Genomic DNA, 24,139 nt, shown 5'->3' with positions numbered 1-24,139 from the left:
TTATAATTCCTTATTTTCTTCTAACGCATCGCAGAAATGACATGCCACAAAGTGATTGTTGCCCACGTCTTTTAATTCCGGCATCTGCTGTCGGCAGATGTCTTTTGCGTACTTGCATCTTCCCTGGAATTTGCAGCCCGGCTTCGTGTTGATCGGGCTCGGCACCTCGCCTTCGAGGCGGATTTTTTTGCGGTCGCGCTCTGCCTCTACTTTCGGGTCCGGAATCGGAATCGCGGAGAGCAGTGCCTGTGTGTACGGGTGGCGCGGGTTGGCGTACAGCTCCTCGGATGTCGTCAGCTCGACGAGCGTTCCCAGATACAGAACCGCCACACGGTCGGAAATATGTTTAACCATCGACAGATCATGCGCAACGAAAAGATAGGTCAGACCCATCTTCTTCTGTAAGTCCACAAGCAGGTTGACGATCTGCGCCTGAATCGAAACGTCGAGTGCGGAGATCGGCTCATCGAGAACGATGAATTCCGGCTGCACGGCAAGCGCACGCGCGATACCGATTCGCTGGCGCTGTCCGCCGGAAAACTCGTGCACGAAACGGTTCGCATGCTCGCGGTTCAGTCCGACCAGCTCCAGATATTTGTAGATCATCTCCTGGCGCTCTTTCTTATTCTTTGCCAGATGGTGAATGTCGATGCCCTCGCCGATGATGTCGGCAACGGTCATACGTGGGTCGAGCGATCCATACGGATCCTGGAAGACCATCTGTACCTGTTTTTTGAAGGCAAACCGCTCTTTTCCGTTTAACGCATGGACATCGGTTCCCTTGTAGAGCACCTGTCCGTCTGTCTTGTCATACAGGCCGATGCACGTACGGCCGCACGTTGTCTTTCCGCATCCGGATTCGCCAACCATTCCAAGTGTCTCACCTTTGTAGATATCGAAGGAGACATCATCCACGGCCTTTAAGGTCGCATGGTTTCCGACCTGAAAATATTTTTTCAGATGGGAAACGGAAAAAAGCACTTCTTTTTCGTTATTTTCCATTACAGTTCTCCTCCTTCCAGATTTGGCATTTCTACTTTTGGTGCCATCGGGTGATGGAGCCAGCAGGCAGCCTTATGCTCGCCGCCGAATTCCGTTGCCTCCGGCATCTCTTCCTTACAGATCGGCATACAATAGCTGCACCGCGTGCAGAACGGACATCCGACCGGCGGGTTTAAAAGATCCGGCGGAGTTCCCGGAATTGTCGCGAGTTCCTGCTTGTTTTTCAGATCCAGACGCGGTACGGAACGGATCAGCGCCCAGGTATACGGGTGACGCGGACGATAGAAAATATCCTCACACGTTCCGCTTTCCACGATAATACCGGAATACATGACAGCAATCTTCTGTGCGATATTCGCCACAACACCAAGATCATGTGTGATCATGATAACGGACGTCTGGTTTTTCTTCTGCAGATTCTTGATAATATCGAGAATCTGTCCCTGAATTGTCACATCGAGTGCGGTCGTTGGCTCGTCACAGATCAGAATTTTCGGATCACAGGCAAATGCAATCGCGATCATAACACGCTGACGCATACCGCCGGAAAATTCGTGCGGATACTGTCTGACACGTTTTTCCGGCTCCGGGATGCCGACCATGCGCAGCATCTCGACAGCCTCCTTTGCCGCTTCCTGTTTTGTCATGTTTTTGTGACCCATCAGATTTTCCATAATCTGTTTTCCGACACGCATCGTCGGGTTTAAGGAAGCCAGCGCATCCTGGAAAATGATTGCACACTCGCCGCCTTTGTAATGCTGCCACTGTTTTTTGTTGTATTTCAGAATATTCTCTCCATGATAGAGAATTTCACTGTTCTCTTTAATCTCACCCTGCGGCGCCTTGATGAGGCCCATGATGGATTTCGCCGTTACAGATTTTCCGCAGCCGGATTCGCCCACAATTGCGAGCGCCTGACCTTTCTCGAGAGAAAACTGTACACCGCGGACTGCCTTTACTTCACCGGCATAGGTGTGATAAGAGACTCTTAAGTTTTTTACTTCCAGAATCGGATTGTTTTGTTCGTTCATATCGTTATCTCCCACTTATTACTGGCGAAGTCTCGGATCCAGGGCATCGCGCAGGCCGTCTCCCAGAAGGTTGAATGCCATAACGATGATACAGAGCACGAGACATGGGAACAGAAGCTGTGACGGATAGAAATCCATGTTCTGCTGTCCCATCGAAATCAGGACACCAAGGCTGATCGACGGTGCCTTGAGGCCGATGCCGAGGAAGCTAAGACCTGCCTCCGTAAAAATAAACATCGGGATTGCCGTCGCCGTATCCAGAATCAGGATACCCAGCATATTCGGTACATAGTGTTTTAAGATGATGCGGAGCGGTTTTGCACCGAGCACCTCCGCCGCGTAAACGTATTCCGTCTCACGGAGCTGTTTGATCATACCGCGCACCTGACGTGCCGTGTTACACCATGCGGTGACACTAAGCGCGACCAGAAGTGCAAACAGGTTATTTCCAAGAATCATCATGATCAGAATCGTAAGAAGCAGAGACGGAATCGAGTTGATAACCTCGATGATCCGCATCAGAACCTCATCGACCCAGCCGCCGAAATGTGCCATCAGCGCGCCATATACCGTTCCGATGATGAGTTTGATTGCCGTTGCAACGATCGCGATGATCAGTGATGCCCGCGCGCCGACCCAGACTCTTGAGAAGAGATCACGTCCCAGGTTGTCGGTTCCAAACCAGTATTTTGACGATACGCCCTGGTTTTTCTCGGCGATATTCATGGATACATAATCATATCCTTTGATATGCGGTCCGATGATGACCATGACAAGCAGAATGCCGAGCACAACAAGAGATCCCATTGCGATCGGATTTTTGCGGAGCCGTCTCCAGGCGTCCTGCCAGTAGGAAATGGTCGGGCGGTCAATCCGGTTCGCATCTTCCTCGGTGTATCCTATTACTTTAAATTTTTCCGGTGTTAATGCTGCCATAATATCCTCCTTATCTGCTCTTTCCTGTCAGACTGATTCTCGGGTCAACGACCACGTACAGCAGGTCCGTGATAAAGAGAACACCGATGTAAAGTGCTGCGATAATAACCGTCTCTCCCATGATAATGGAAAGATCCTGGTTATTGACCGCCGTCACATAATACTGTCCGATTCCCGGGATGGAAAAGATGCTCTCGATGAAGAAGGAGCCTGTGATACACATGGCAACCGACATCGGAAGCTGTGTGATAACCGGGATAAACGAGTTCCGAAGGATATGGCGGCGGATAATCTGTCCGCGGCTTAAGCCCTTCGATTCAGCAGTCAGCACGTAATCCTGATTGATCACATCGAGCATCGAGGTTTTCAGCAGACGCGCATACGTTGCGATATAAGAAAAGCATCCTGTCAGGGTCGGAAGAATCGTGTATTCCCATCCTCCGAACCACAGATCCTTTCCCGCAGGCCAGCCGATCGTCGGCAGAACCTTCAGGTTACCTGCGAAAATTTTCTGAAGCATCAGACCAAAGATCAGGTTCGGAATGGAAATCAAGAGGACCGACAGGGCGATCACCATATAGTCCCAGAAGCTTCCCCTCCTCATTGCCGCAAGAATTCCAAGCAGCAGACCGATCGTGATACCGGCCAGCACCTGCTGGATACCAAGGCGGGCGGATACCGGAAGACGGTCATGAATCAGCTTCTGTACCGTCTGTCCCGCATAGACAACAGATTCCCCGAACTCTCCCTTGCAGATTCCCTTCATTGTGATCACATAGCGCTCCATCATCGGCTTGTCGAGACCGTAGCGCTTATAGAGGTTTTCCTTTACGGTCGGCGAGAGCTTGCTCGCACGCTCCGTCAGCGGATCTCCCGGAACCGCTTCCAGAAGGAAAAACGTGGCCGTTGCAATCAGAAACAGTGTGATCAGCATTTCCGCGAAACGGCGCAGTAAATATTTTGGCATAAAAATCCTCTCCCTGTCCGGTCTTTTCCGACCGGAAATTTTTATTATGATAGCGAAAGAAGAGCCTATTGTTTCATAAGCCCTTCTTCCCTCATTTCTTCTGTTTTGCTGCTTTTTTATTTCTGTACAGTTGCTCTGTAAAGCTCCTGGCTTGCGCCGAAGGAGGATGTGTAGAAATCTTTTACCCAGTTCTGATAATAGTAATGTTTATCAGAGTAGTACAGCGGTGCAACACCACAATCCTGTGCAACCAGCAGATCTTCCAGCTTCTGGTAAATCTCAAGGCGTTTTGCGTTGTCGTTCTCTCCGGTCAGAGAATCGATCAGGCTGTCGTACTCGCTGTTGCTATAGAGGCCGTAGGAATCATAAACGCCTGTCTTCATGATGTTCAGGAAATCCAGCGGATCGTTGTAATCGCTGAACCATCCGCCTACAAAGATATCGTAGTTCTTGTTGTCGCGCTCGTTTGCAAACATCTGGTAATCGCCAACGGTGTTCAGCTCTACCTTTACGCCCAGATTCTGGGAAATGGACTGCTGCAGGTACTCTCTCTCGAGCTGATTCTCGGTAGCAGAACCCTGGGACAGCAGTGTAATGGTGATGTCTTCCGGTTTGTCGGTGATACCAAGCTCATCAAGGCCTTTCTGGAACAGTGCTTTTAGCTTGTCTGCATCTCCTGCATACTGCTCATATTCCTCTTTCATGGTCTCCGACGCCTGCTTGCGGTAGGAAGTTCCGTCGAGCGTGATCGCCGGGGAAACGAAGCCGTAAGCTGCGGTGTATCTTCCGTAAACAGCTGATACCATCTCCTCACGGTTGATGGAGTAGGAAATTGCCTTGCGGATGTTTACGTTTTTCATCAGACCGGATTTTCCGCCCTCAGACTGCTCGTAGCACAGAACCATAGTTCCCGGGTACTCGGTGGTCATGGTCTGCATATTGCCTGCTTCTACTTCTTTGTCATATTTTGCAATGTAATCGCCTGCTGCATCGAAAACGTCCAGCTGTCCGTTATCGAACATGGTTGCTGCTGTTGCGTTCTCTGCTACACAGTACCAGTTTACCTGATTCAGTTTTACGTTGTCCTTATCCCAGTACTGGTCATTCTTTACCCATGTCATGGAGTTATCTTCTACCAGGTTTGTCATGGCAAACGGTCCGTTGTAGACACATTTTGTCCAGTCTTTTCCCCACTGGTCTCCGGCTGCCTCTGCGACATCCTGACGGGTCGGGTAAAGCGGAGTTGCTACCAGCTTGGACTGGAAGGTCGGATCCGCTACCTTTAAGGTAACCTCGAAGGTGTAATCGTCAACTGCTTTGATTCCGATCTCATCGGCAGAACCCTGTCCGTTATAATACTCCTCTGCTCCTACTACGTTAAACAGGAAGAAAGAATAGGAATATCCGTATTCCGGATTTAACAGACGTTTCCAGCCGTACTCATAATCTGCTGCGGTAACCGGCTGTCCGTCGGACCATTTTGCATCCTTTCTCAGATGGAAGGTATAAACCAGTCCGTCGTCGGATACGTCCATGGATTCTGCACCGGCGTACTCGAAACGGTCTCCGTTCTCATCTGCTACGTCACGCATCAGTCCTTCGTAGCACTCTGCCATCATCCAGCGCCATCCCATATCCTGTACATCGAAGTTGTTTCCAAAGGATACCGCGCGAAGATTGATCTGTCCGTCCACTTCACCTGCAGTCTCCGGTGCTGCTGAATCCGCTGCTCCAGTACTGGTTGATGCCGCTGTAGCATTGTCAGCAGTTGCTACCTGTGCCTCTCCGCTGCTTCCGCATCCGGCCAGAAGACCGGCTGCCATGCATCCTGCCAAAAGCAGAGAAACGACTTTGTTTCTTTTTCTCATTGGTGTTCCTCCTTTGTTTTCCGCAGACCCTCCCCGGCTGATCCGGCTATGTCTGCACACGGGCCATTGTTTTTCATATAATTATCCTGAATTTTTTCTCTTATTCGGACAATAGCACGAAATAATACCTTGTTTTTTCAATCTTTTCACGTGATTTTAGCCCAACTTTTATCAGAATATCGAAAAATATCTTTTTTGTCAATCTTTTTTCCTACACATTTTGTATTTTTTAAGTGCGCAACAATTCGGTATCAAAAGGAAAAGAAGGAGGCTGCCGTCGCACACAGCATTCTCCTTCTTCTTTTTCTTTCTTTTTCTTGCTTTTTCTTGCTTCTTCTTTTTCTTTGCTTTTTCTCTTTTATTCCGCTTTTGCATCCATCTGCCGCAGGCTGTGGATCAGCTCCTCACAGATCTCCAGCTCGCTCTTTCCGTCCGTCTCGATGATAATGTCGGCTGCGGCCTCATATTTCTCACGGCGCTTGCTCATCAGATCTGCGATAAACGGAACGGTTTTGTTGTTCTCGATCAGCGGTCTGTCGTGGCTGTCTTTGACACGGTCTAAAATCGTCTCCGGCTTTGCAGTCAGAAGAACAACGCGGCCGTTCTTTTTCATCTCCGCAACGTTACACTCACGCATCGGAGTTCCGCCGCCGCACGAAATGACAACGTTTGTTCTCGACTGCATTTCAATCAGAAGATTCGTCTCGCAGTCACGGAAATACTGTTCGCCGTAAGTCTCAAAAATATCGGAGATGCTCATACCGGCACGCTCTGCGATGATCTGATCCATCTCGATGATATCCATGGCAAACACGGTTTTGAGATAATCGGAAATGGTGCTCTTTCCGGCTCCCATGAAGCCAATCAGTACAATATTATAATTGAACAGCTTTCTTGCCTGAATCTTTTTACTGTTTCTTGTGATGCTCTCGAAAACATCCGCAACTTCGTTTTTATGGCGTTTTTCCTGCATCCGGCGTTCCAGCCATTCCTTCTGTTTTGCTTCCTGCTCCGGCTGGAGAATCGGCACGTTATTTGCTTCTTTATATACCATAATGTCCTCGACAATACGGTTTCTCATAAGCAGTGCATCCAGAATAATCTCATCGCACTGTCCAAGACTCTCTCGTAATACTTCCAACTGATTCATGATATTTATCCTTTCCAGACTTGTGTGTACTTGTTCGCACAGCCCTCTTCCGGTATTTTTGTCGTATTTTTTGACATTTTCTGTTATTATAGCAGTTGTCCTCCGGAATCACAACAAAAATTTGCACAAAAGTGCGAAAAGCCCATGGAATCTTTTCAGGAATCCATGGGTTTTGGTATATTTTTATTTAAAATCGTCTTTCGAATCCGCATGATACCTGTTCTCCCAGGCATCTTCTGTGGATAACTTCTCATCAGAGTTCAGAAAACTCAGCTCTGCCCCCCCCCCCGATTTCAGATTCTTTTTCAGCTTTTCAATCTGAATCGAAGTCTGTTTTTCTTCGGATATGGTGTTCAGCTCCTCGCAGATGGCATCTTTGATATCGAGCAGACACTCGAGCATCAGCGGGCTGAAGGCACCGCACTCGCCGTTCAGGATCATCTCGATGGCTTTCTCGTGCGTGTATGCCGATTTGTAGACACGCTCGCTTGTCAGCGCATCGTAAACATCGGCAATCGATACAACCTGGGCTGCAATCGGGATCTCCTCACCTTTTAAGCCGTCCGGGTAACCCTTTCCGTCGTACCGCTCATGATGCCAGCGACAGATCTGGTACGCAATCTGTACCAGCTTCTCGTCCTGATACAGTTCCAGGCTCTTCAGCATGGACGCTCCGATCAGGGTATGTTTCTTCATCTCCTCGAACTCTTCTTTCGTCAGCCTTCCCGGCTTATTTAAAATGTTCTCGTCAATGCCCATCTTTCCGATATCGTGCAGCGCGGATGCCGTTGTGATCATCAGCTGATCGGACCAGCTTAAGTGGTAGCGGTCTGTCTTCTGTACCAGACGCTCGAGGAGCATACTGGTCAGAACGTTGATGTGGTGGACATGAAGTCCGCTCTCGCCATTCCGGAATTCCATGATATGGCTCAGGATACTGATCATCATCTGATTGTTTTTCTCTTTTTCGTAAATCTGCTCGGTGACGAGCGTCACGAGACGGCGCTGTTTTGCATATAATTTGATCGTGTTGAAGACACGCTGGTAAACAACTTTTGCATCAAACGGACGACTGATATAATCGGATACACCCTGCTCATACGCACGGCGCACAAATGCGGTGGAATCCTCGCTCGATATCATGATGACCGGAACCTCTTCGATCCAGTGGTTGCGGTTCATGTAGTCAAGCACTCCGAAACCGTCCATGCCCGGCATGACGATATCCAGGAGGATCAGCGCAAGGCCTGTTCCGTATTCTTCCAGCAGACGCAGGCACTCTTCGCCGGTGGAAGCCTCGATGATATCGTATTCATCCTGCAGAATCTCCGAGAGGATGATACGGTTCATCTCGGAATCATCCACGATCAGGATGCGCTGTTTTTCTCTGCGGTTTTCCTGACGGACAACATCGTCCTGACAACCCAGGATCTGGTCTTTCTCGGTGACAACCATGTTTTTCCGTTGTTTTGCAAGATACATCAGCTGGTCGGCACGCATCGCAGCTTCGCCGATCGTCTCATCTCTTGTCAGAACACCTCCTACGCTGACGGAAAGACGCATCTTCGAGTAGCCCGGCACCTGTGCCTCATGGATCTGTGACTGAATCTGTTTTAATTTCTGTACAAAGTTTTCCTCATCCATCTCCGGCAGAACCAGCAGAAATTCGTCTCCTCCTAAGCGGATCAGACGGTCGGTACGTCGGGTGCAGCGGTTGACGGTCTTTACAATGGTGTCAAGCGCCATATCTCCGGCATTGTGGCCGTATGTATCGTTGTATAATTTGAAATCATCGAGATCGATCATGGCTACGCCGCAGCAAAAGCTGGCGTCCCGGATCTGGTCTTCGAAGTAGCGGCGGTTGAATACTCCGGTCAGCGCGTCACGATACAGCTCTTCGCTGTAGCTGTTCAGCTTGCTTACCAGATTCTGGCGTCCTTCGGAGTCCATCAGTGTTTCATCGTCGAGACGGTTGATCATCTCGATCACGCATGGTTCTCCTTCGATCTCCACGTATCTTGCAATGACCTGATACACATTCGACGCAATGCATTCCAGTTTTGATTTCTGCGATTTCTCCCGCAGGGCTTTTTCGGAAATACAGTTAAGGCACGGCATCGCTTTGTTCCATACTGTATAGCATTCACACAGCTTGCCATTCTCTTCATCGATAATAAAATCTCCGATCTCATCCGGACGGAGAACCCGCACATACATGAAAATATTCTTCAGATGTTCCACCAGACTGTCTGCCTGTTCCTGTGTCATCTGAACATCCTTAGAAGGCTCTTTCTTACTTATTTTTTCACATTCCGGCAATTCGGTCTGATTCATCTGTTTCCCTCTCTTCTCCCCGGTACACACAAAACTTCATTACCCCTTTGTGTGCTTCCGCGTTTTGCTACATTTTCCCATTTTAATTACAGTTATACATAATAGTGTAACGATTGTTTCCCGTTTCGTCAAGAAAAAAGTGTACAAAAACCGTCCTGTAATGGAAATTTATTCAAAAAAACCGACCGGTTTTACGCGGTCGGTTTTTTCTTCTTATCATAGAAGACACGGCTGTATAACTGCGGATAGATGTTGCTGCAGGAGAGCGCCGGTCCTTCAATATAGCGGTAATGATCGAAATCGTAAACACCGTAATCCGGCTCGGAGTTATCCAGCCAGAAAGCATTGATGCCGTAATCGTAGTAGTTCTTCTTGCATACGTTCCAGACATATTTTCTTGTCTCCGGATTGAACACGTCGATCTCAACGCAGTCACCCTGGAAATCGTATGTCTGCTTTTTCGCGCAGACTGTCCCTGTATGTTTTTCATTTTATTAGATTTTTTGTCTGTTTCTTGAAGTTTTTATCCGATTTCTAACACTATTTTGATCTTTTTACCAAATTTGCGGAATGGGCTTTATTTTTAACTGCACAAATTCCATTTCTTATGATAGAATATTTACGAAAAAATAAAGTATCTGATTCACTATACTTTGATTCACAATAAAATGAGGGAGTAATCCATGATTCAAACGAAAGATTCGAACTTAACCTTCCGCCCGCTGACCATCGACGACGCAGAGCAGTACAATGCACTTCTGCGCTACGCCTTTCAGGTTACAGAGCAGGAGCTTTCCGAAAGCGGATGGAAAGACGATGAAATCAAGCAGTCCAAATTCCCGGTTCTCGTCCGTGCCGATGTGCTCGGCTGTTTCTGCGAGGAGGATCTGGTATCACAGTTCGCGGTTTATCCGCTGGACATGAATATCTACGGTGTCCGCTATCCCGTTGGTTTTGTCACCAGCGTCTGCACCTACCCGGAATACACCGGCCAGGGCATCATGAAAAAGCTGATGATCCGGAGTCTCACGCGCATGCGGGAAAACCACCGTTCCTTTGCGCTTCTCTATCCCTACTCCATTCCGCTCTACCGGAATCTCGGATGGGAAATCATTTCCAATAAGATGACGTACACCATCAAGGACACGCAGGTGCCGCGGAAACTCAAAGCCCCTGGCTATGTGCGCCGCGTGGCATGGGATGACAAGGATTTCAAGGAACTACATACCAAATTTGCTTCGAAGACGCACGGCTGCCTCTACCGCAACAATCTGGCGTGGGAAGAATATTTCCGCTGGGATGAGGATGATACCGTCGTTGCGATCTACTATTCCGCTGATGATGTGCCGTACGGCTACATGGTCTATCTGATCAGCTCCGATATCATGCATATCAAAGAGATGATCTATCTGAACCGCGAAGCGCAGCTGGGACTCTGGGAGTATATTCATGCGCACGATTCCATGATCGATGAGGTCAAAGGAAATAACTACTACAGTGAACCCATCGCGTTCGAGCTTGAGGACAGCGATATCAAAGAAACGATTCGCCCATACTCGATGGGGCGTATCATCGATGTCGTGCAGTTTATGGAACATTACGCCTGCGACCCGGACGAGCCGGATGTGTGTATCCGTTTTGAGATCGAGGATGAGCTGCTTCCGTGGAACAATGACAGCTTCACATTCTTCTTTGAAAAAGGACACTGTGTGCCGACCGACCGCGAGCCGGACCATGTGATGAAAATGACGATCGCATCGCTCACGACACTGCTGCTCGGCTACAAGACGGCTTCCAAGCTGTATGAGATGGCGCGCATCGAAACGACGCCACAGACTGTGGAATGCCTGGATGACCTGCTCTTCCACCATATTCCATATGTTTCGGACTATATTTAATTTATTTTACGCATTGCAAAAGAGGGACTCCCGTGAAAGGAATCCCTCTTTTTCTATGTAACATTTTTTAGTTTTCTTCCAGTTTGATTTTCTCCTGCAGCACAACGCAGCCTGCCATATCGCCGATGACGTTGACGCATGTGGCACCCATGTCACACAGTGTATTGATACTGATGTAAACGCCCATGACGCCGGCCGGAAGACCTGCCATCGTGGCGAGTGCTGCGAACGATGCGATCGCACCGCCCGGGATACCCGGTGTTCCGACAGAAAGCAGGACGTTGGCAAGCAGAATGATCACCATCATCGAAATGCTGACGCTGATGCCGCAGGCATTTGCGAAGAACATGATCATAAACGACATCAGGATCGATACCGCATCCATGTTGACGGTGGCACCGAGCGGGATTGCAATACTGCTGATCTGGTTCGAAACGCCGAGTTCTTTCTCGACACAGCGCTTGCTGATTGGGATCGTCGCGGAACTGGAACATGTTCCGAATGCATTCAGGGCTGCCGGCATGATCGCCTTAAAGAACTTGACCGGACTCGTCTTTCCGATGAGTTTTACAGCGCCGCCGTAGACGACGATCGCAAATCCATAGAATGCCACATACAGAATGATGAGCTGGGTTGCCAGGGAAACGATGGTTTTGGTTCCGTTTGCCTCGACAACCGGCACGATCGTACAGAAGACACCGATCGGGGTGAAGTACATAACGGTGCTGATGACTTTTAAGCAGACCTCATTCAGGGAGTCGATCACGTTTAAGAGCGGCTGTCCCTTCTCTCCGACCGCAATCAGCGTAAAGCCGACAACGACAGCGAACACGAGTACCTGGAGCATGTTGCCCTCCGCAAATGCTTTCACCGGGTTGGACGGGATCAGGTTTTTGATCGTGTCGAGGATGCTGGTCATCTCGGTCGCCTGGATATCGGAAGTTGCCATCTCAAAATGGACTCCCTTTCCGAGGCGGATCAGTCTTGGAATGATAATGCCGACTGCACTTGCAATCGCGGTGGTGCACAGGAAGAAAATCATCGAGTAGCCGGTGATCTTACCTGTCGTTTTTGCATTTCCGATGCTGCAGATGCCCATGACAATTGAGCAGAATACCATCGGGAAAATCATCATATTCAAGGCGTTCATGTAGATGCCGCCGATGACGCCGGTTACGGTCAGAATCGGCGTAAAGCGGTCCGCCAGAAGAAGTCCGGTTAAAATACCGAGAAGCAGTCCGGTAAAGATCGCACCTGTAATATGCTTCTGATACCATGCATAAAACTTTTTCATATGTTCTCTCTTCTCTCCTTTTTCACAGAGTAAGAGGCAGGTGTCCCTGTATCTTCTACCTGCCTCTTCGCATACAGCCATCTTATCACACAACCGCGGATAATTCCACCTAAAAATGGATTTATCCGCGGTTTTTCTGGCTTTTTGTCTTTTTTCTCTTTTTTATACGGCTGCTGCCCGGCTGTGGACTTTCTTCCGCACAATCAGATAGCAGATCACCTGCAGGATAATCGTGATGATCCACGATCCCGGATACGAAATGAACAGCACATACAGCGAGCGGTGCTGCGGGAAAATGCCGAAGATCCACACGATTCGCGTTCCGACCGTTCCGATGACGGACAGAATCATCGGCACCGCCGAGCATCCCATACCGCGCAGGGCTCCCGGGAAGAGGTCCATGATGCCGCAGAGGAAATACGGAACCGTCGTGATCGACAGAATTTCCATACCGCAGCGGATAACCTCCGGGTCCCCGGTGTAAATCTGCAGGATTTCCGTACCGAACAGATACGCGCCGCCACCCATCACCAGTGCGATGCCGCTGGAGAGAATCAGGCAGTCGATCAGCACCTTATCCATTCGTTTGTATTTTCCGACACCGTAGTTCTGGCTTGTGAAGCTCATGCACGCCTGGGTGACGGAGTTGACTGAGGTGTATAAAAATCCCAGCACATTGTTGGCCGCCGTGTAGCCTGCCATTGCAATCGAACCGAAGGAATTGACGGATGACTGCAGCAGCACGTTCGAGAAGTTGATAACGGTACTCTGAATACCCGCCGGGATGCCGACCTGGAAAATCGGGATGATGTAATCCTTTTTCAGGCACAGCTTCGAGAACCGGAGCTGATAACTTCCCTCGCTCTTATAGAGGCACCGCAGAACCAGCAAGCAGGAGATCGCCTGCGAAACCACCGTTGCAATCGCCACACCTGCCACGCCGAGACTGAACACAATCACGAGGAACATATTCAGACCAGCGTTGATCACACCCGATACAATCAGGAAATACAGCGGCCGCTTCGTGTCGCCGACGGCACGCAGAATCGCCGCACCGTAGTTGTACAGCATGAAAAACGGCATTCCCATAAAGTAAATTCTCATATACAATGCCGACTGATCAATGACATCCGCCGGTGTATCCATCAGCTCCAGCGCGCCTTTTGCAAAAAATACGCCCACAAACGCCATCACAACGCCGCTGATCAGCGCCAGCATGATCGATGTATGTACCGTTTCCGACATCTCCCGGTCGCGCCCCGCCGCATAATACCGCGCCGCCAGTACATTCGCACCGAGTGAAATTCCCATAAACAGGTTGATGAACACGTTGATGAGTGCCGTTGTCGATCCGACAGCCGCAAGCGCCTGGCTTCCGCTGAACCGTCCGACGACGATGATATCCACCGCGTTGAACATCAGCTGCAGAATGCCGGACACCATCAGCGGCAGCGAAAAGGAAATCAGCTTGTCCATAATCGTGCCGTTGCACATGTCGATTTCATATTTGTTCTTTTTCAAAAATACTCCTCCTTCTTTTGTAGCAGATATGCAGTCTTACACCGCAGACATATACAGAAATGATACCACTTTTTTCCGGTTCTGCACAGAGACTTTCCATAATTTATTGACTTCTGTAAAGTCCACAGGTAAAATAAATACAATTACAGTTTTTCTGTATATAAATCAAGGACAGGAGAAAACCTATGAAAAAAATATGGATTACAGGTGCCGAAGGCCACATCGGTACTGCCCTTCTGGAACTGCTGGAGGGTGTGGAATATCAGCTTCTTCCGACGGATATTCACGAGGTTGATATTACCAAAATCGATGAAGTCACACAGTTTGTTTATGTCAACCGTCCCGACGTTATCATCAACTGCGCCGGTATGACCGACGTTGCCGAGTGTGAAAAAAACCTCGACGAAGCCTATCGTGTCAATGCCATCGGTGTGCGCAACGTAGCGCTTGCCGCCAATGATATCGACGCAAAGGTTATTCAGATCTCAACGGATGATGTTTTCGACAAGGAATCCCGCATCCCGTACAACGAGTTTGATACCGTGCATCCGCGTACGATCTACGGAAAATCAAAAGAGGCCGGAGAGAAAATCCTGACACAGCTTTTGAACCGCTTTGTCATCATCCGAAGCTCCTGGATTTACGGGATCGGCCGCGATTTTGTGGATGAAGTACTCCGCAATGCGGCAAAAGGCGGCACGATGGAGGTTCCAAACAACCAGTATGCGGCTCCAACCAGTGCTTTTGAGCTTGCGCGCGTGATCTGCCACTTTATCGACAGCGAGGAGTATGGTCTGTACCACGTTGTCTGCCCCGGAAGCTGCAGCCGCTATGAGTTTGCAAGAACCATCCTCGAGTATACCGGAAAAACCGGTGACCTTGATCTCTACCCGGTTGTCGCACGCGATGATGTCCGCCCGACCTATTCTGTTCTGGACAACATGATGCTCCGCCTGACCGGTATTCCTGAGCCGCTCGACTGGAAAACGGCACTGAAAGAATATCTCGAAGAAACCGGAGGAATCGAATAATGGTCCGAAACAGAAAAGAAACAACGGAAAAGTCAAAAAAGAAGCCCGGGCTTTCCACCCAGATTTTTATTGCCCTGCTGGCCGGTGCGCTGCTCGGCGTGGTGATTCACTATTGGATCCCGTCCAGCTATATCAAGGACACCGTCATCGTAGAAGGTGTGCTGTATGTCATCGGACAGGGCTTTATCCGCCTGATGCAGATGCTTGTCGTACCGCTTGTCTTCTGCTCCCTCGTCTGCGGAAGTATGTCCATCGGAGACAGCAAAACCCTCGGAAAGGTCGGCGTAAAAACGATCGGCTTTTACCTTGTTACCACAGCACTTGCCGTCTGCATCGCACTTGGAACCGCCCTGCTCATTCACCCGGGTCTCGGACTTAACATGAGTGCGGTTCAGAAAGCCGACCTGTCCTCGACAGCAGCAGATTCCAGCGTCAGCCTGGTGGATACACTGCTCAACATCATCCCGAAGAACCCGATTGGTTCCATGGCAAACGGCGATATGCTTCCCATCATCGTATTCGCCCTGTTTGTCGGTGTAATGCTGGCAAAGCTCGGAAACCGTGCTTCGGTCGTTTCCAACTTTATCAGCCAGTTTAACGATGTCATGATGGAAATGACCATGACGGTCATGAAGGTGGCCCCGGTCGGCGTTTTCTGTCTGATTGCACGTACCTTTGCAACGGTCGGCTTTTCTGCGTTCGCACCGATGCTGAAATACATGGGAAATGTAACACTGGCGCTGGCACTGCAGTGCTTCATCATTTATCAGGTTCTTCTGTTCGTATTCACACGGCTGAATCCGATTAAATTCGTGAAGAAATTCCTTCCGGTTATGGGATTTGCATTTTCCACCGCAACCTCCAACGCGACAATCCCGATGTCGATTGATACCCTGAACAAAAAGATGGGTGTCTCGAAGCAGATTTCTTCGTTCACCATTCCGCTCGGCGCAACCATCAACATGGATGGTACCTCCATTATGCAGGGTGTCGCTGTCATCTTCATCGCAGAGGCATACGGTATTCATCTGACTCCGGCAAACCTCGCAACGGTTGTTGTTACCGCAACACTGGCTTCCATCGGTACCGCCGGTATCCCAAGCGTCGGACTTGTTACCCTGGCTATGGTACTGAATTCCGTCGGACTGCCAACGGAGGGTATCGCTCTTATCATGGGTATCGACCGTATTCTCGATATGCTGCGTACCGCCGTCAACATCACAGGCGATGCTGTCTGCACAACGATTGTCAGCCATCAGGAAAAGGCGCTCAACCGCGAAGTGTTCAATCGCGATTAACCGCAATGAACCGCTTACGCGCTTACGAAAAGCCCTTTTCAGGCATGCCTACGGCAAGAAAGAATCCTGTAAATTACAAAAACGCGTTCCCGTTTTCGGAAACTCCTGTGGTTTCCGGCGGGAACGCGTTTTTCTTATCTCATTTCTCTGTTACAGTTCAAATGCCTGGCGGATGCTGTCGTAATGCAGGAATTTTCCTTCTGCGGCGTATCCTTTGATTTCGTCCAGCGTAGCAAAACGGTAGCCGTCCGTTTCTTCCTCCTGAAGGTGAAGATCCTCGTCTTTGACATCCATCACGAAGCGATAGACATCGACAAAGTAGTTGTCTCCCTCATCCGGGTTGATACGCCGGTAAGTGAAGAGGTAGCCGCCGTCTGCCTTGCTCACATCGAGTCCGATTTCCTCTCTGACCTCACGGCGCACGGCCTCCCAGGAGCTCTCTCCTGCCTGTGCCGCGCCGCCGGAAACCTCCCACCAGCCCGGTGCCCAGGCTTTCGTCATGACACGTTTTGTGATAAGAAAGGTCCCATCCGGTCTTGCGATTACGCCGAGTACGGTCAGGTGAAACTCGCCCGGCTTCATATGCCAGTCATTCCGTTTCATCGTGCGGCCGGTCGGCTGTTTGTTTTCATCATAGATATCCCAGAGTTCCATATCGTGTTTTCTCCTGTCGAACTTCTTCCGAGCCCCATCTCGATTTTTCTTCCCTTTCGCATGGTTCTGAATCATTACAGATACTGTTTAATCTCTTCCATCACATTTTCCAGCGGAATCTGTGTTTTCAGAGTCTTATCGCGGGATGCAACCTCGACAACGCCCTGTTTCATGTTTTTCGGGCTTACGATGATGCGCAGCGGAATGCCGAGCAGATCGGCATCGGCAAACATTACGCCGGCTCTGACGCTTCTGTCGTCGTAGATCACTTCGATGCCTGCATTCTGCAGATCCTCGTACAGCTTGTCCGCATATGCTCTGACTTCCTCGTCATCGACGCGGACTGCACAGAGGTGTACCTGCCACGGAGCGATAGCTTTCGGCCAGATCGGGCCGTACTCATCGTGATGTGCCTCGCAGACCGATGCTGCCAGACGGCCGACACCGATACCGTAGCATCCCATGATCGGGGTCTTGCTCTCGCCGTTTGCATCGACATAGGTCATATTCATGGATTTTGTATATTTGGTTCCAAGCTGGAAGATATTTCCGACCTCGATACCTCTGGAGATCTTCACGGTCTTTTTGCCGCATTTCGGGCAGATGCCGCCCTCCTGGATTTTTGCAAAATCGTGATACTCGGCATTCGGAACGTCGCGCTCCATGTCGAGTCCTTTGTAATGATGCTCTGCCTCGTTGGCTCCGCAGGAAAGGTTATTTCTTCCCTCGAGGGATTTATCGTAGAGAACAACGGCATCTCCGTTCACCTTCAGGTTCACAGGTCCGATATAGCCTGCGTTCAGTCCGCATTCTTCGGTGATCACGGCTGCGTGAACCTGCTCGCCGAGGAAGTTGACCAGCTTCGTCTCGTTGACTTCGAGATCGCCGCGGATGAAAAGGACAACGTATTTATCATCAACATTCTGCTGATAAACAACGGCTTTGCAGGAGTTCTTTGTCTCGTCTCCGAAGAAATTGCAGACGTCTTCAATGGTGTGGACGTTCGGTGTATAAACCTTTTCGAGTGCAGCGGATTCTGCATCTCTTGCGATGTCGGAAATGTTCTCAGCTGCCTCCATGTTGGCTCTGTAATCGCAGGAATCACACAGAACGATGGAATCCTCTCCGACCGGAGTCAGAAGCATGAACTCGTGGGAGATATTTCCGCCCATCATACCGGAATCGGATTTGACAGATACCACCTCCGGCACGCCGACACGCTCGAAGATGCGCTCGTATGCTGCGTGGCATTTCTCGTAATACTGCTCCAGATCTTCCTGGCTGGTATGGAAGGAGTAAGCATCCTTCATCGTAAACTCACGCACACGGATCAGTCCGGCTCTCGGACGGGCCTCATCACGGAATTTTGTCTGGATCTGATAGATCATAAACGGATATTTGGTGTAGCTCTGTGCATACTCGCGTACAAGGTGTACGGCTGCCTCCTCGTGGGTCATGCCGAGTACCATTTTGGCATTGTTGCGGTCGGTGAAGCGCAGCAGCTCATCGCCGATGCTATCGTAACGGCCGGACTCATCCCACAGAGAAGCAGGCATGACAACCGGAAACTGCACCTCCTGGCCGTCGATTTTGTCCATCTCCTCGCGCAGGATCTGCTCGATTTTGCGCACAATGCGGCGCAGCGGCAGATAGGAAGAATAGATTCCGTTTGCCATATATTTGATGTATCCGCCTTTTACCATAATAGCATGGCTGTCGATGACACAGTCAGCAGGTCTTTCTTTGAAGCGCTCTCCTACTAATTTTTCAAGTTTCATTTTCTGATTTCCTCCTTATTCTTTGGGTTTTCAACATCTGAAATCTTCCAGACGCGAGAACATTCCAGCCTGTCCGATTTTAAGCTTTTATACAACATTTTACGCATCTAACTCATCACTGAAGTAACGAGTTAGATGCTTCGTTTTCAAACAGAAAAAAGCCCTAAACCGCAAGCTGCAGTTTAGGGCGAATTTTTTTATCCGCGGTACCACCTAAATTCAGGAAAACTCCTGCACTCTGACACAAAGCATTTGTACCCCACGATTTTTGTATTTTGTAATACGCGTGATCTCTGCTCTCTGTACCTTCTCTGTAACGGGAGATCCCGGTGCAGCCTACGAAATAAATTTTTCCTGATGGATTTTCTTCTCTTCGGTGCACAGCTCCAAGACCGGTTCACGATAGATTCTGCAAAAAGCTTTCACCTGCCGCTTTCTCTCTGAATGCGCTCTGTCGCTACTGTTTCTTTTCGTCGCTTTTTCACTGCACTGATTGTAGCAGAAACCGGAAAAGAATGCAAGCCCGTTCCTTCTGCTTTTTCTGCATAAACGCCCGCCCAGGTTACAGGCCTTCCCGATACATTCTGCTGATTGCCGCCTGGGCTTCCTCAGACTGTTTTTTCTCAATCCATGCTTTGCGGTCACTCAGGATAGCCAGCATCTCATCGACAACGTCCTCGGCGCGCGGGCTTGTGACGCGGTAGAGATAGCCGAGCATCCGCGTGGCGGTAAAATCGGTGTTCATCTGGCGGTATGCAATTTCCCGGCAGAAGTCGTCCGGGTAACCGTTGTGTTTTAACGCACGGTACAATTCGTCATTTCTCGTTTCTGGCATTGCCTGTCTCCCTTTTTCCTTTAAACATTTACGTTTCCGCTGTTCAGACCTTCCGTCTTTTCCTCAAGTGGCAGCCAGTCCAGTGCCTTTTTGATCCACTCATCCCAGAAATCCCATTCATGGCCACCCTTGCTCTCATAGTAGACAATGTCCATGCCGCTCTCTTCCATCCGTTTATGGTAGAGACGGTTTACTTCCAGAAGTCCGTCCTCTGTTCCGCACGCCTGGAATACGGTCGGCACATTGACAGACGGATCTTTTTTCCGTGCTTCCTTTAACTGCTCGATAAGAACAGCCGGGTTTTTGTCACTCTTTGCTGCTTCGACCAGATTTCCGAAATAACCTTCTTCATGTGCAAAGCTGTCCGCTCTGCTCTCTTCCGGATTTTCCAGCACATGAAGTGCACCGGACAGGCAGATCACAGCCCCGAAGGTATCGTGATATTTCAGGCCATTTCTGAGTGCGCCAAAACCACCCATGGAAAGGCCTCCGATAAAGGTGTCTTCTCTTTTTCTGGACAGCGGAAACATTTTTCTTGTAATCTCAACCAGTTCTTCTCCGATAAACTGTCCGTGCATGGCACCGATGGACGGCTGATCCACATAAAACGCATTCTCGCCGGCCGGCATGACAACGGCAAGGTTTTTCTCCTCTGCCCATCTTTGGATTCTGGTTCCATGAACCCAGTCTGTCTCATTCCCAAAAATGCCATGCAGCAAATACAGCGTTTTAAACGGTTTTTCCTCGCGCTCCGGCTGCCCAAAGGTAAATTTGTCGACCGGCAGAATAACCTGCAGCGGTACGGTGCGCATTAAAGTTTTTGACATGAAGCTTACCTGAATAAATGCCATAATAAAAATCCCCCTGTGGATATATATTTTTCTTTATTTTACGCCTTATTTCCGCATTTCGTCAATGTGGAGTTTTGCGTTCCTCCGGTTCCGGCTTGCACCCCGAAGCAATTCACGATATAATCATGTTTATAGCAATCCCAGAAAATAATGCAAAAAATTCAGCACTGCAGAACGTGAATTACTGCGTCACGGATTTTCGTCGTACCCCGGTACGCCTTCAAATCCGTTCCTTGTAATTCGCGCCCTGCAGCACTGTCTTTTTTGCGTTATTTTCTGGTCTTGCTATAGTTTGAATTTTTTCTGTGACAAGATAAGGAGATTTTCTATTATGATAAAGTTGATTGCAACCGATGTCGATGGAACGCTCGTCAAAGACGGCACACTTCTGATCGACCCGGAATATATGACTGTTGTTTCCAGGCTTGTCGACCAGGGCATCCATTTTGTTGTCTGTTCTGGCCGCCAGTTTTCCAGTGAACAGAAGCTTTTCGCCCCGATCAAGGACCGCCTGCTCTACATCTCCGATGGCGGAACTGTCGTGCGCACACCGGAAAAGATTCTGAAAACATATCCGATGGAAACGGCACTCTGGAAATCCATGTGCCGCATGGTACACGACGAACTTCCGTCCTGCGACTGCTTTGCCGCCACCCCGGACTACTGCCTCGCCGAAGATGCCGGAAGCCGCATGTTTCACTGGCTCCGCGACTCCTACGGCTTCGATGTCCGCGAAGTACCGGATCTGTCGAAGGTAGAAAACGAGGACATTATCAAATTCACGATCTACCATCCAACCTCCTGTGAAGAGCTTTGCTCCCCAAATTTCATCCCGGCGTGGAAACATCAGGCAAAACTCGCTGTCGCCGGTAAGGAATGGTTGGACTGCAACGCCCGCGGCGTCAGCAAATGGACCGGTCTCTCATTTCTGATGAACTACTTTGGCCTTACCCCAGACGAAGTCTGCTGCTTCGGCGACAACCTGAACGACATCGAGATGCTTCAGAACGCCGGCGAAAGCTACGCCGTCTCCAACGCCCGAGCGGAAGTCATCGCCTCGGCAAAACACACCTGCCCGCCGTACTGGGAGAACGGGGTGCTGCAGGTTCTGAAAACGTTTTTGAAGGAAACGACAAACCCGTTTTGAATCAAAAAATCCAGGCATCCTATACGGATGTCTGGATTTTTAATTCTCTGTTCCTTTACAGTACCCCATGCGGCGCAATGCCGATAGCAAATTCAACAGCGATCGCCACAATGACTACCAGCAGCGAAATAATAAATCCGTGCAGCATCGGCTTTGCGCCGGAGCGGCAGAGGGATTTGAAATCGGTGTTCAGACCGATGGCCGCAAGGGCGGCTACCATCAGAAATTTGCTGATGGTTTTTAATGCGGCTGCTGTGCCTGCCGGGATAAGACCTAAGGAGGTCAGTGCTGACATGGCGAGAAAGCCTAAGATAAACCATGGAAAAATGGATTTGATGCTTACCTTTACGGCGGTTCCTTCTGCTGCCTGTGCCTTTCGTTTCAGATGTACGTTGATGGCGGCGAATGCCAGGACGGCTGGAATGATGGCAAGGGTCCGCGTCAGTTTTACCATGGTTGCGAAATCACCGGCAGCCTCGCTGAATGCGTAACCGGTGGCAACGACGCTTGAGGTATCGTTGACCGCAGTTCCGGCCCAGAGGCCAAACGCGGCATCTGAAAGGCCCATCCAGTGACCGAGGATCGGGAATACGACGATCATGACCGTATCAAATAAAAACGTTGCGGAGAGGCCATAGGCAATGTCCATATCGGTCGCCTCGATGACCGGCGCGATTGCCGCGATCGCGGAACCGCCGCAGATACCCGTGCCGGCGTTGATGAGGCTGCTCGTCTTCCAGTTCAGTCCCATTGCTTTTCCGATCAGCGCGCCAAGGCCGAAGCACGTTGCCAGGGTAAATACCATAACCGTCAGGGAAAATCTTCCGACCGTCAGTACCGTGCGGATATTCAGGCTCGCTCCGAGCAGAATAATCGCAAATTTCAGGATCTTCTTCGATGTAAATTTAATTCCCGGCGCCGTCACGCTGTTCGGCTTGTAAAAGGCATTCACAATCATACCGATAAACATGGCGATGACCGACGCTCCGATAAAGTGCAGGCCGGCGCTCTCCTCCAGGCTTTCCAGGAATTTCGCCGCAGCGGCAATCACCAGCGCAATCGCCGCTCCGGGAATCAGTTTCTTTGCGTTTTTCATAATAATAACTTCCTCCAGATGTATCGTTTTTTCTTTCTCTCTCCCCAAAACATTCCGTATTTTTCATCACGTCTGATGCTGCCACTTCCCGCTTCGATAGCGAAGGACAAAGAAAATGGCACGAACAACCCAGTCCATCGTCATGGCGACCCAGACACCGAAGACGCCGAATCCCATACGCACACCGAGCACATAGCTCATGCCGATTCTGCAGATCCACATGGAAAGAATCGAGAGAATCATGCAAAATGCCACATCATTGGACGCGCGGAGTACATTCGGCAGATTGAAGGCAATTGGCCAGATTATCATACAGCAGATGCCGTGGTAAACGATGATATCTTCCGTCATGGCTGTTGCCTCCGCAGACAGACTGTAAACGTGAAGCACCGCCGGAAGTGCCGCGATGACACCGAGACAGCAGACGATCATCATGCCATAAATGATGATGTGCAGCTTTTTCGCATAGTATTTTACCTGCTCATAGTCTCCCGCTCCCGCGCACTGTGCGCTTACGGTCAGCACTGCATTTCCGATCGCCATACCGGGCAGTGTCTGGAAGACAGCAATCGTGTTGGACACCGCATTTGCCGCGATCGACGCTGTTCCGAACTGTGTGATCATACTTAAGACCATAATTTTGCCGAGCTGGAACATACTGTTCTCGAGGCCGTTCGGAATGCCGATGCCAAGGATTTTTTTCAGCATATGGAAATCCGGTTTTAATTTCACCGGATAAGAGCACCGCACTGGATACCGCTTATTATGTACGAGAACAAATGCTGCCGCAGCCGCGTACATACGTGAAAGCAGCGTCGGAATCGCAACGCCGTCCACGCCGAATTTCAGCGCATAGACCAGAAGCGCATTTCCCGAAATATTGATCAGGTTCATGACGATGGATATTTTCATCGGCGTTTTCGAATCACCCTGCGCACGGAAAATGGCCGCACAGCCGTTGTAAACCGCCAGAAACGGAATGGAGGCCGCTACGATCATCAGATAAATATTGCAGTTTCTTTCTACCTCTGCCGTAATGTTTCCAAACACAACATGCAGAATAAACGGCTTTAAAAGATAGACCGCCGCCATGATCACAACTGACAGCGCCGTTGTCACCAGCAGAAGCTGGTCAGCTGCCTCACATGCTTTGTGTGGCCGCTTCTTTCCGATATACTGGCCGCACACGACGGCTCCGCCGGTTGCAATCGCGGTGAACATGTTGATCAGCAGAATAAAGATTGTATCAATCAGCGACACACTCGACACCGCCGCCTCGCCGACACTGGATACCATAATTGAATCCGCCATGCCGACTGCGATGGCAAGAAGCTGTTCAATCAGAAGCGGCACAATCAGCCGTTTCAGATCCGCATTGGAGAACAGGTCACCATCCCGTTCCTTCAGATAATTCATCTTTTGTTTCCTCCATTTTCATACCTTCTCTG

19 protein-coding genes, 1 pseudogene and 1 other annotated feature are annotated in these 24,139 nt (G+C 49.8%); of the genes and pseudogenes, 4 read left to right on the top strand and 16 right to left on the bottom strand.

The window, feature by feature from the left end:
* From DW769_RS05385 to DW769_RS05350, 8 genes and pseudogenes are all read right to left on the bottom strand, one after another.
* Positions 1-1,002 (bottom strand): ABC transporter ATP-binding protein, encoded by a 1,002-nt coding sequence (locus DW769_RS05385; protein WP_055219925.1) that lies wholly within the window; start codon positions 1,000-1,002, stop codon positions 1-3.
* Positions 1,002-2,033: an ABC transporter ATP-binding protein gene (locus DW769_RS05380; RefSeq protein WP_022462667.1), complete on the bottom strand. Its 1,032-nt coding sequence runs from the start codon at positions 2,031-2,033 to the stop codon at positions 1,002-1,004. The genes DW769_RS05385 and DW769_RS05380 overlap by 1 nt, the downstream gene beginning before the upstream one ends.
* Positions 2,034-2,051: 18 nt before the next feature.
* Entirely contained in the window at positions 2,052-2,969 is a 918-nt protein-coding gene (locus DW769_RS05375; RefSeq protein ID WP_022462668.1) for an ABC transporter permease, read from the bottom strand.
* A gap of 10 nt (positions 2,970-2,979) precedes the next feature.
* The gene (locus DW769_RS05370; protein ID WP_117509869.1) at positions 2,980-3,936 is read right to left on the bottom strand and encodes an ABC transporter permease; all 957 of its coding nucleotides are present in this window, start codon (positions 3,934-3,936) and stop codon (positions 2,980-2,982) included.
* Positions 3,937-4,052: 116 nt separating this feature from the next.
* A complete protein-coding gene (locus tag DW769_RS05365; protein ID WP_118750071.1) occupies positions 4,053-5,804 on the bottom strand; it encodes a peptide ABC transporter substrate-binding protein in 1,752 nt (583 codons plus the stop codon).
* A 358-nt stretch (positions 5,805-6,162) separates the two neighbouring features.
* The gene (locus DW769_RS05360; RefSeq protein WP_117761637.1) at positions 6,163-6,954 is read right to left on the bottom strand and encodes a shikimate kinase; all 792 of its coding nucleotides are present in this window, start codon (positions 6,952-6,954) and stop codon (positions 6,163-6,165) included.
* A gap of 183 nt (positions 6,955-7,137) precedes the next feature.
* The gene (locus tag DW769_RS05355) at positions 7,138-9,288 is read right to left on the bottom strand and encodes a diguanylate cyclase (RefSeq protein ID WP_330425652.1); all 2,151 of its coding nucleotides are present in this window, start codon (positions 9,286-9,288) and stop codon (positions 7,138-7,140) included.
* A gap of 191 nt (positions 9,289-9,479) precedes the next feature.
* Positions 9,480-9,731, bottom strand: a pseudogene (locus DW769_RS05350) (TIM-barrel domain-containing protein); the annotation flags it as partial.
* A 240-nt stretch (positions 9,732-9,971) separates the two neighbouring features.
* Between DW769_RS05350 and DW769_RS05345 the strand changes: the two are divergent.
* Positions 9,972-11,186 carry a GNAT family N-acetyltransferase gene (locus DW769_RS05345; RefSeq protein ID WP_022462381.1) on the top strand — a complete coding sequence of 405 codons (1,215 nt, stop codon included), beginning with the start codon at positions 9,972-9,974 and terminating at the stop codon, positions 11,184-11,186.
* 67 nt (positions 11,187-11,253) lie between these two features.
* Here the strand turns inward: DW769_RS05345 and DW769_RS05340 are convergent, their stop codons facing one another.
* Both DW769_RS05340 and DW769_RS05335 read right to left on the bottom strand, forming a co-directional pair.
* A complete protein-coding gene (locus DW769_RS05340; RefSeq protein WP_117802377.1) occupies positions 11,254-12,480 on the bottom strand; it encodes a dicarboxylate/amino acid:cation symporter in 1,227 nt (408 codons plus the stop codon).
* 162 nt (positions 12,481-12,642) lie between these two features.
* Positions 12,643-13,974, bottom strand: a complete 1,332-nt coding sequence (locus DW769_RS05335) for an MATE family efflux transporter (RefSeq protein ID WP_118697619.1) — start codon at positions 13,972-13,974, stop codon at positions 12,643-12,645.
* A gap of 212 nt (positions 13,975-14,186) precedes the next feature.
* Between DW769_RS05335 and rfbD the strand changes: the two genes are divergently transcribed.
* Both rfbD and DW769_RS05325 read left to right on the top strand, forming a co-directional pair.
* On the top strand, positions 14,187-15,032 hold the full coding sequence (gene rfbD, locus DW769_RS05330; protein WP_117802376.1) for a dTDP-4-dehydrorhamnose reductase: 846 nt from the start codon (positions 14,187-14,189) through the stop codon (positions 15,030-15,032).
* On the top strand, positions 15,032-16,330 hold the full coding sequence (locus tag DW769_RS05325; RefSeq protein ID WP_117802375.1) for a dicarboxylate/amino acid:cation symporter: 1,299 nt from the start codon (positions 15,032-15,034) through the stop codon (positions 16,328-16,330). The genes rfbD and DW769_RS05325 overlap by 1 nt, the downstream gene beginning before the upstream one ends.
* Positions 16,331-16,480: 150 nt before the next feature.
* Here DW769_RS05325 and DW769_RS05320 read toward each other — a convergent pair whose 3' ends face one another.
* From DW769_RS05320 to DW769_RS05305, 4 genes are all read right to left on the bottom strand, one after another.
* Complete coding sequence (locus DW769_RS05320) at positions 16,481-16,984, bottom strand: NUDIX hydrolase (RefSeq protein ID WP_118750070.1); 504 nt, start codon at positions 16,982-16,984, stop codon at positions 16,481-16,483.
* 74 nt (positions 16,985-17,058) lie between these two features.
* Positions 17,059-18,762 (bottom strand): proline--tRNA ligase, encoded by a 1,704-nt coding sequence (locus tag DW769_RS05315; RefSeq protein WP_022462387.1) that lies wholly within the window; start codon positions 18,760-18,762, stop codon positions 17,059-17,061.
* A 180-nt stretch (positions 18,763-18,942) separates the two neighbouring features.
* Positions 18,943-19,245: a binding site (T-box leader), on the bottom strand.
* A gap of 79 nt (positions 19,246-19,324) precedes the next feature.
* Positions 19,325-19,597 carry a hypothetical protein gene (locus DW769_RS05310; protein ID WP_022461797.1) on the bottom strand — a complete coding sequence of 91 codons (273 nt, stop codon included), beginning with the start codon at positions 19,595-19,597 and terminating at the stop codon, positions 19,325-19,327.
* A 20-nt stretch (positions 19,598-19,617) separates the two neighbouring features.
* Entirely contained in the window at positions 19,618-20,448 is an 831-nt protein-coding gene (locus DW769_RS05305) for an alpha/beta hydrolase (protein WP_055219937.1), read from the bottom strand.
* 331 nt (positions 20,449-20,779) lie between these two features.
* On the opposite strand from DW769_RS05305, the gene DW769_RS05300 reads away from it, so the two are divergent.
* Positions 20,780-21,595 (top strand): Cof-type HAD-IIB family hydrolase, encoded by an 816-nt coding sequence (locus DW769_RS05300; RefSeq protein ID WP_117804931.1) that lies wholly within the window; start codon positions 20,780-20,782, stop codon positions 21,593-21,595.
* A gap of 55 nt (positions 21,596-21,650) precedes the next feature.
* Here the strand turns inward: DW769_RS05300 and DW769_RS05295 are convergent, their stop codons facing one another.
* The gene (locus DW769_RS05295) at positions 21,651-22,691 is read right to left on the bottom strand and encodes a YeiH family protein (protein WP_118750069.1); all 1,041 of its coding nucleotides are present in this window, start codon (positions 22,689-22,691) and stop codon (positions 21,651-21,653) included.
* 66 nt (positions 22,692-22,757) lie between these two features.
* On the bottom strand, positions 22,758-24,107 hold the full coding sequence (locus DW769_RS05290) for an MATE family efflux transporter (protein ID WP_117509858.1): 1,350 nt from the start codon (positions 24,105-24,107) through the stop codon (positions 22,758-22,760).
* Between the last annotated feature and the right edge of the window lie 32 nt (positions 24,108-24,139).

Source organism: Blautia sp. AM29-29, from assembly GCF_003480555.1.
In the GTDB taxonomy this organism is placed as follows: Bacteria; Bacillota; Clostridia; order Lachnospirales; family Lachnospiraceae; genus Fusicatenibacter; species Fusicatenibacter saccharivorans.
This window is presented reverse-complemented; position numbering and strand designations above follow the sequence as displayed.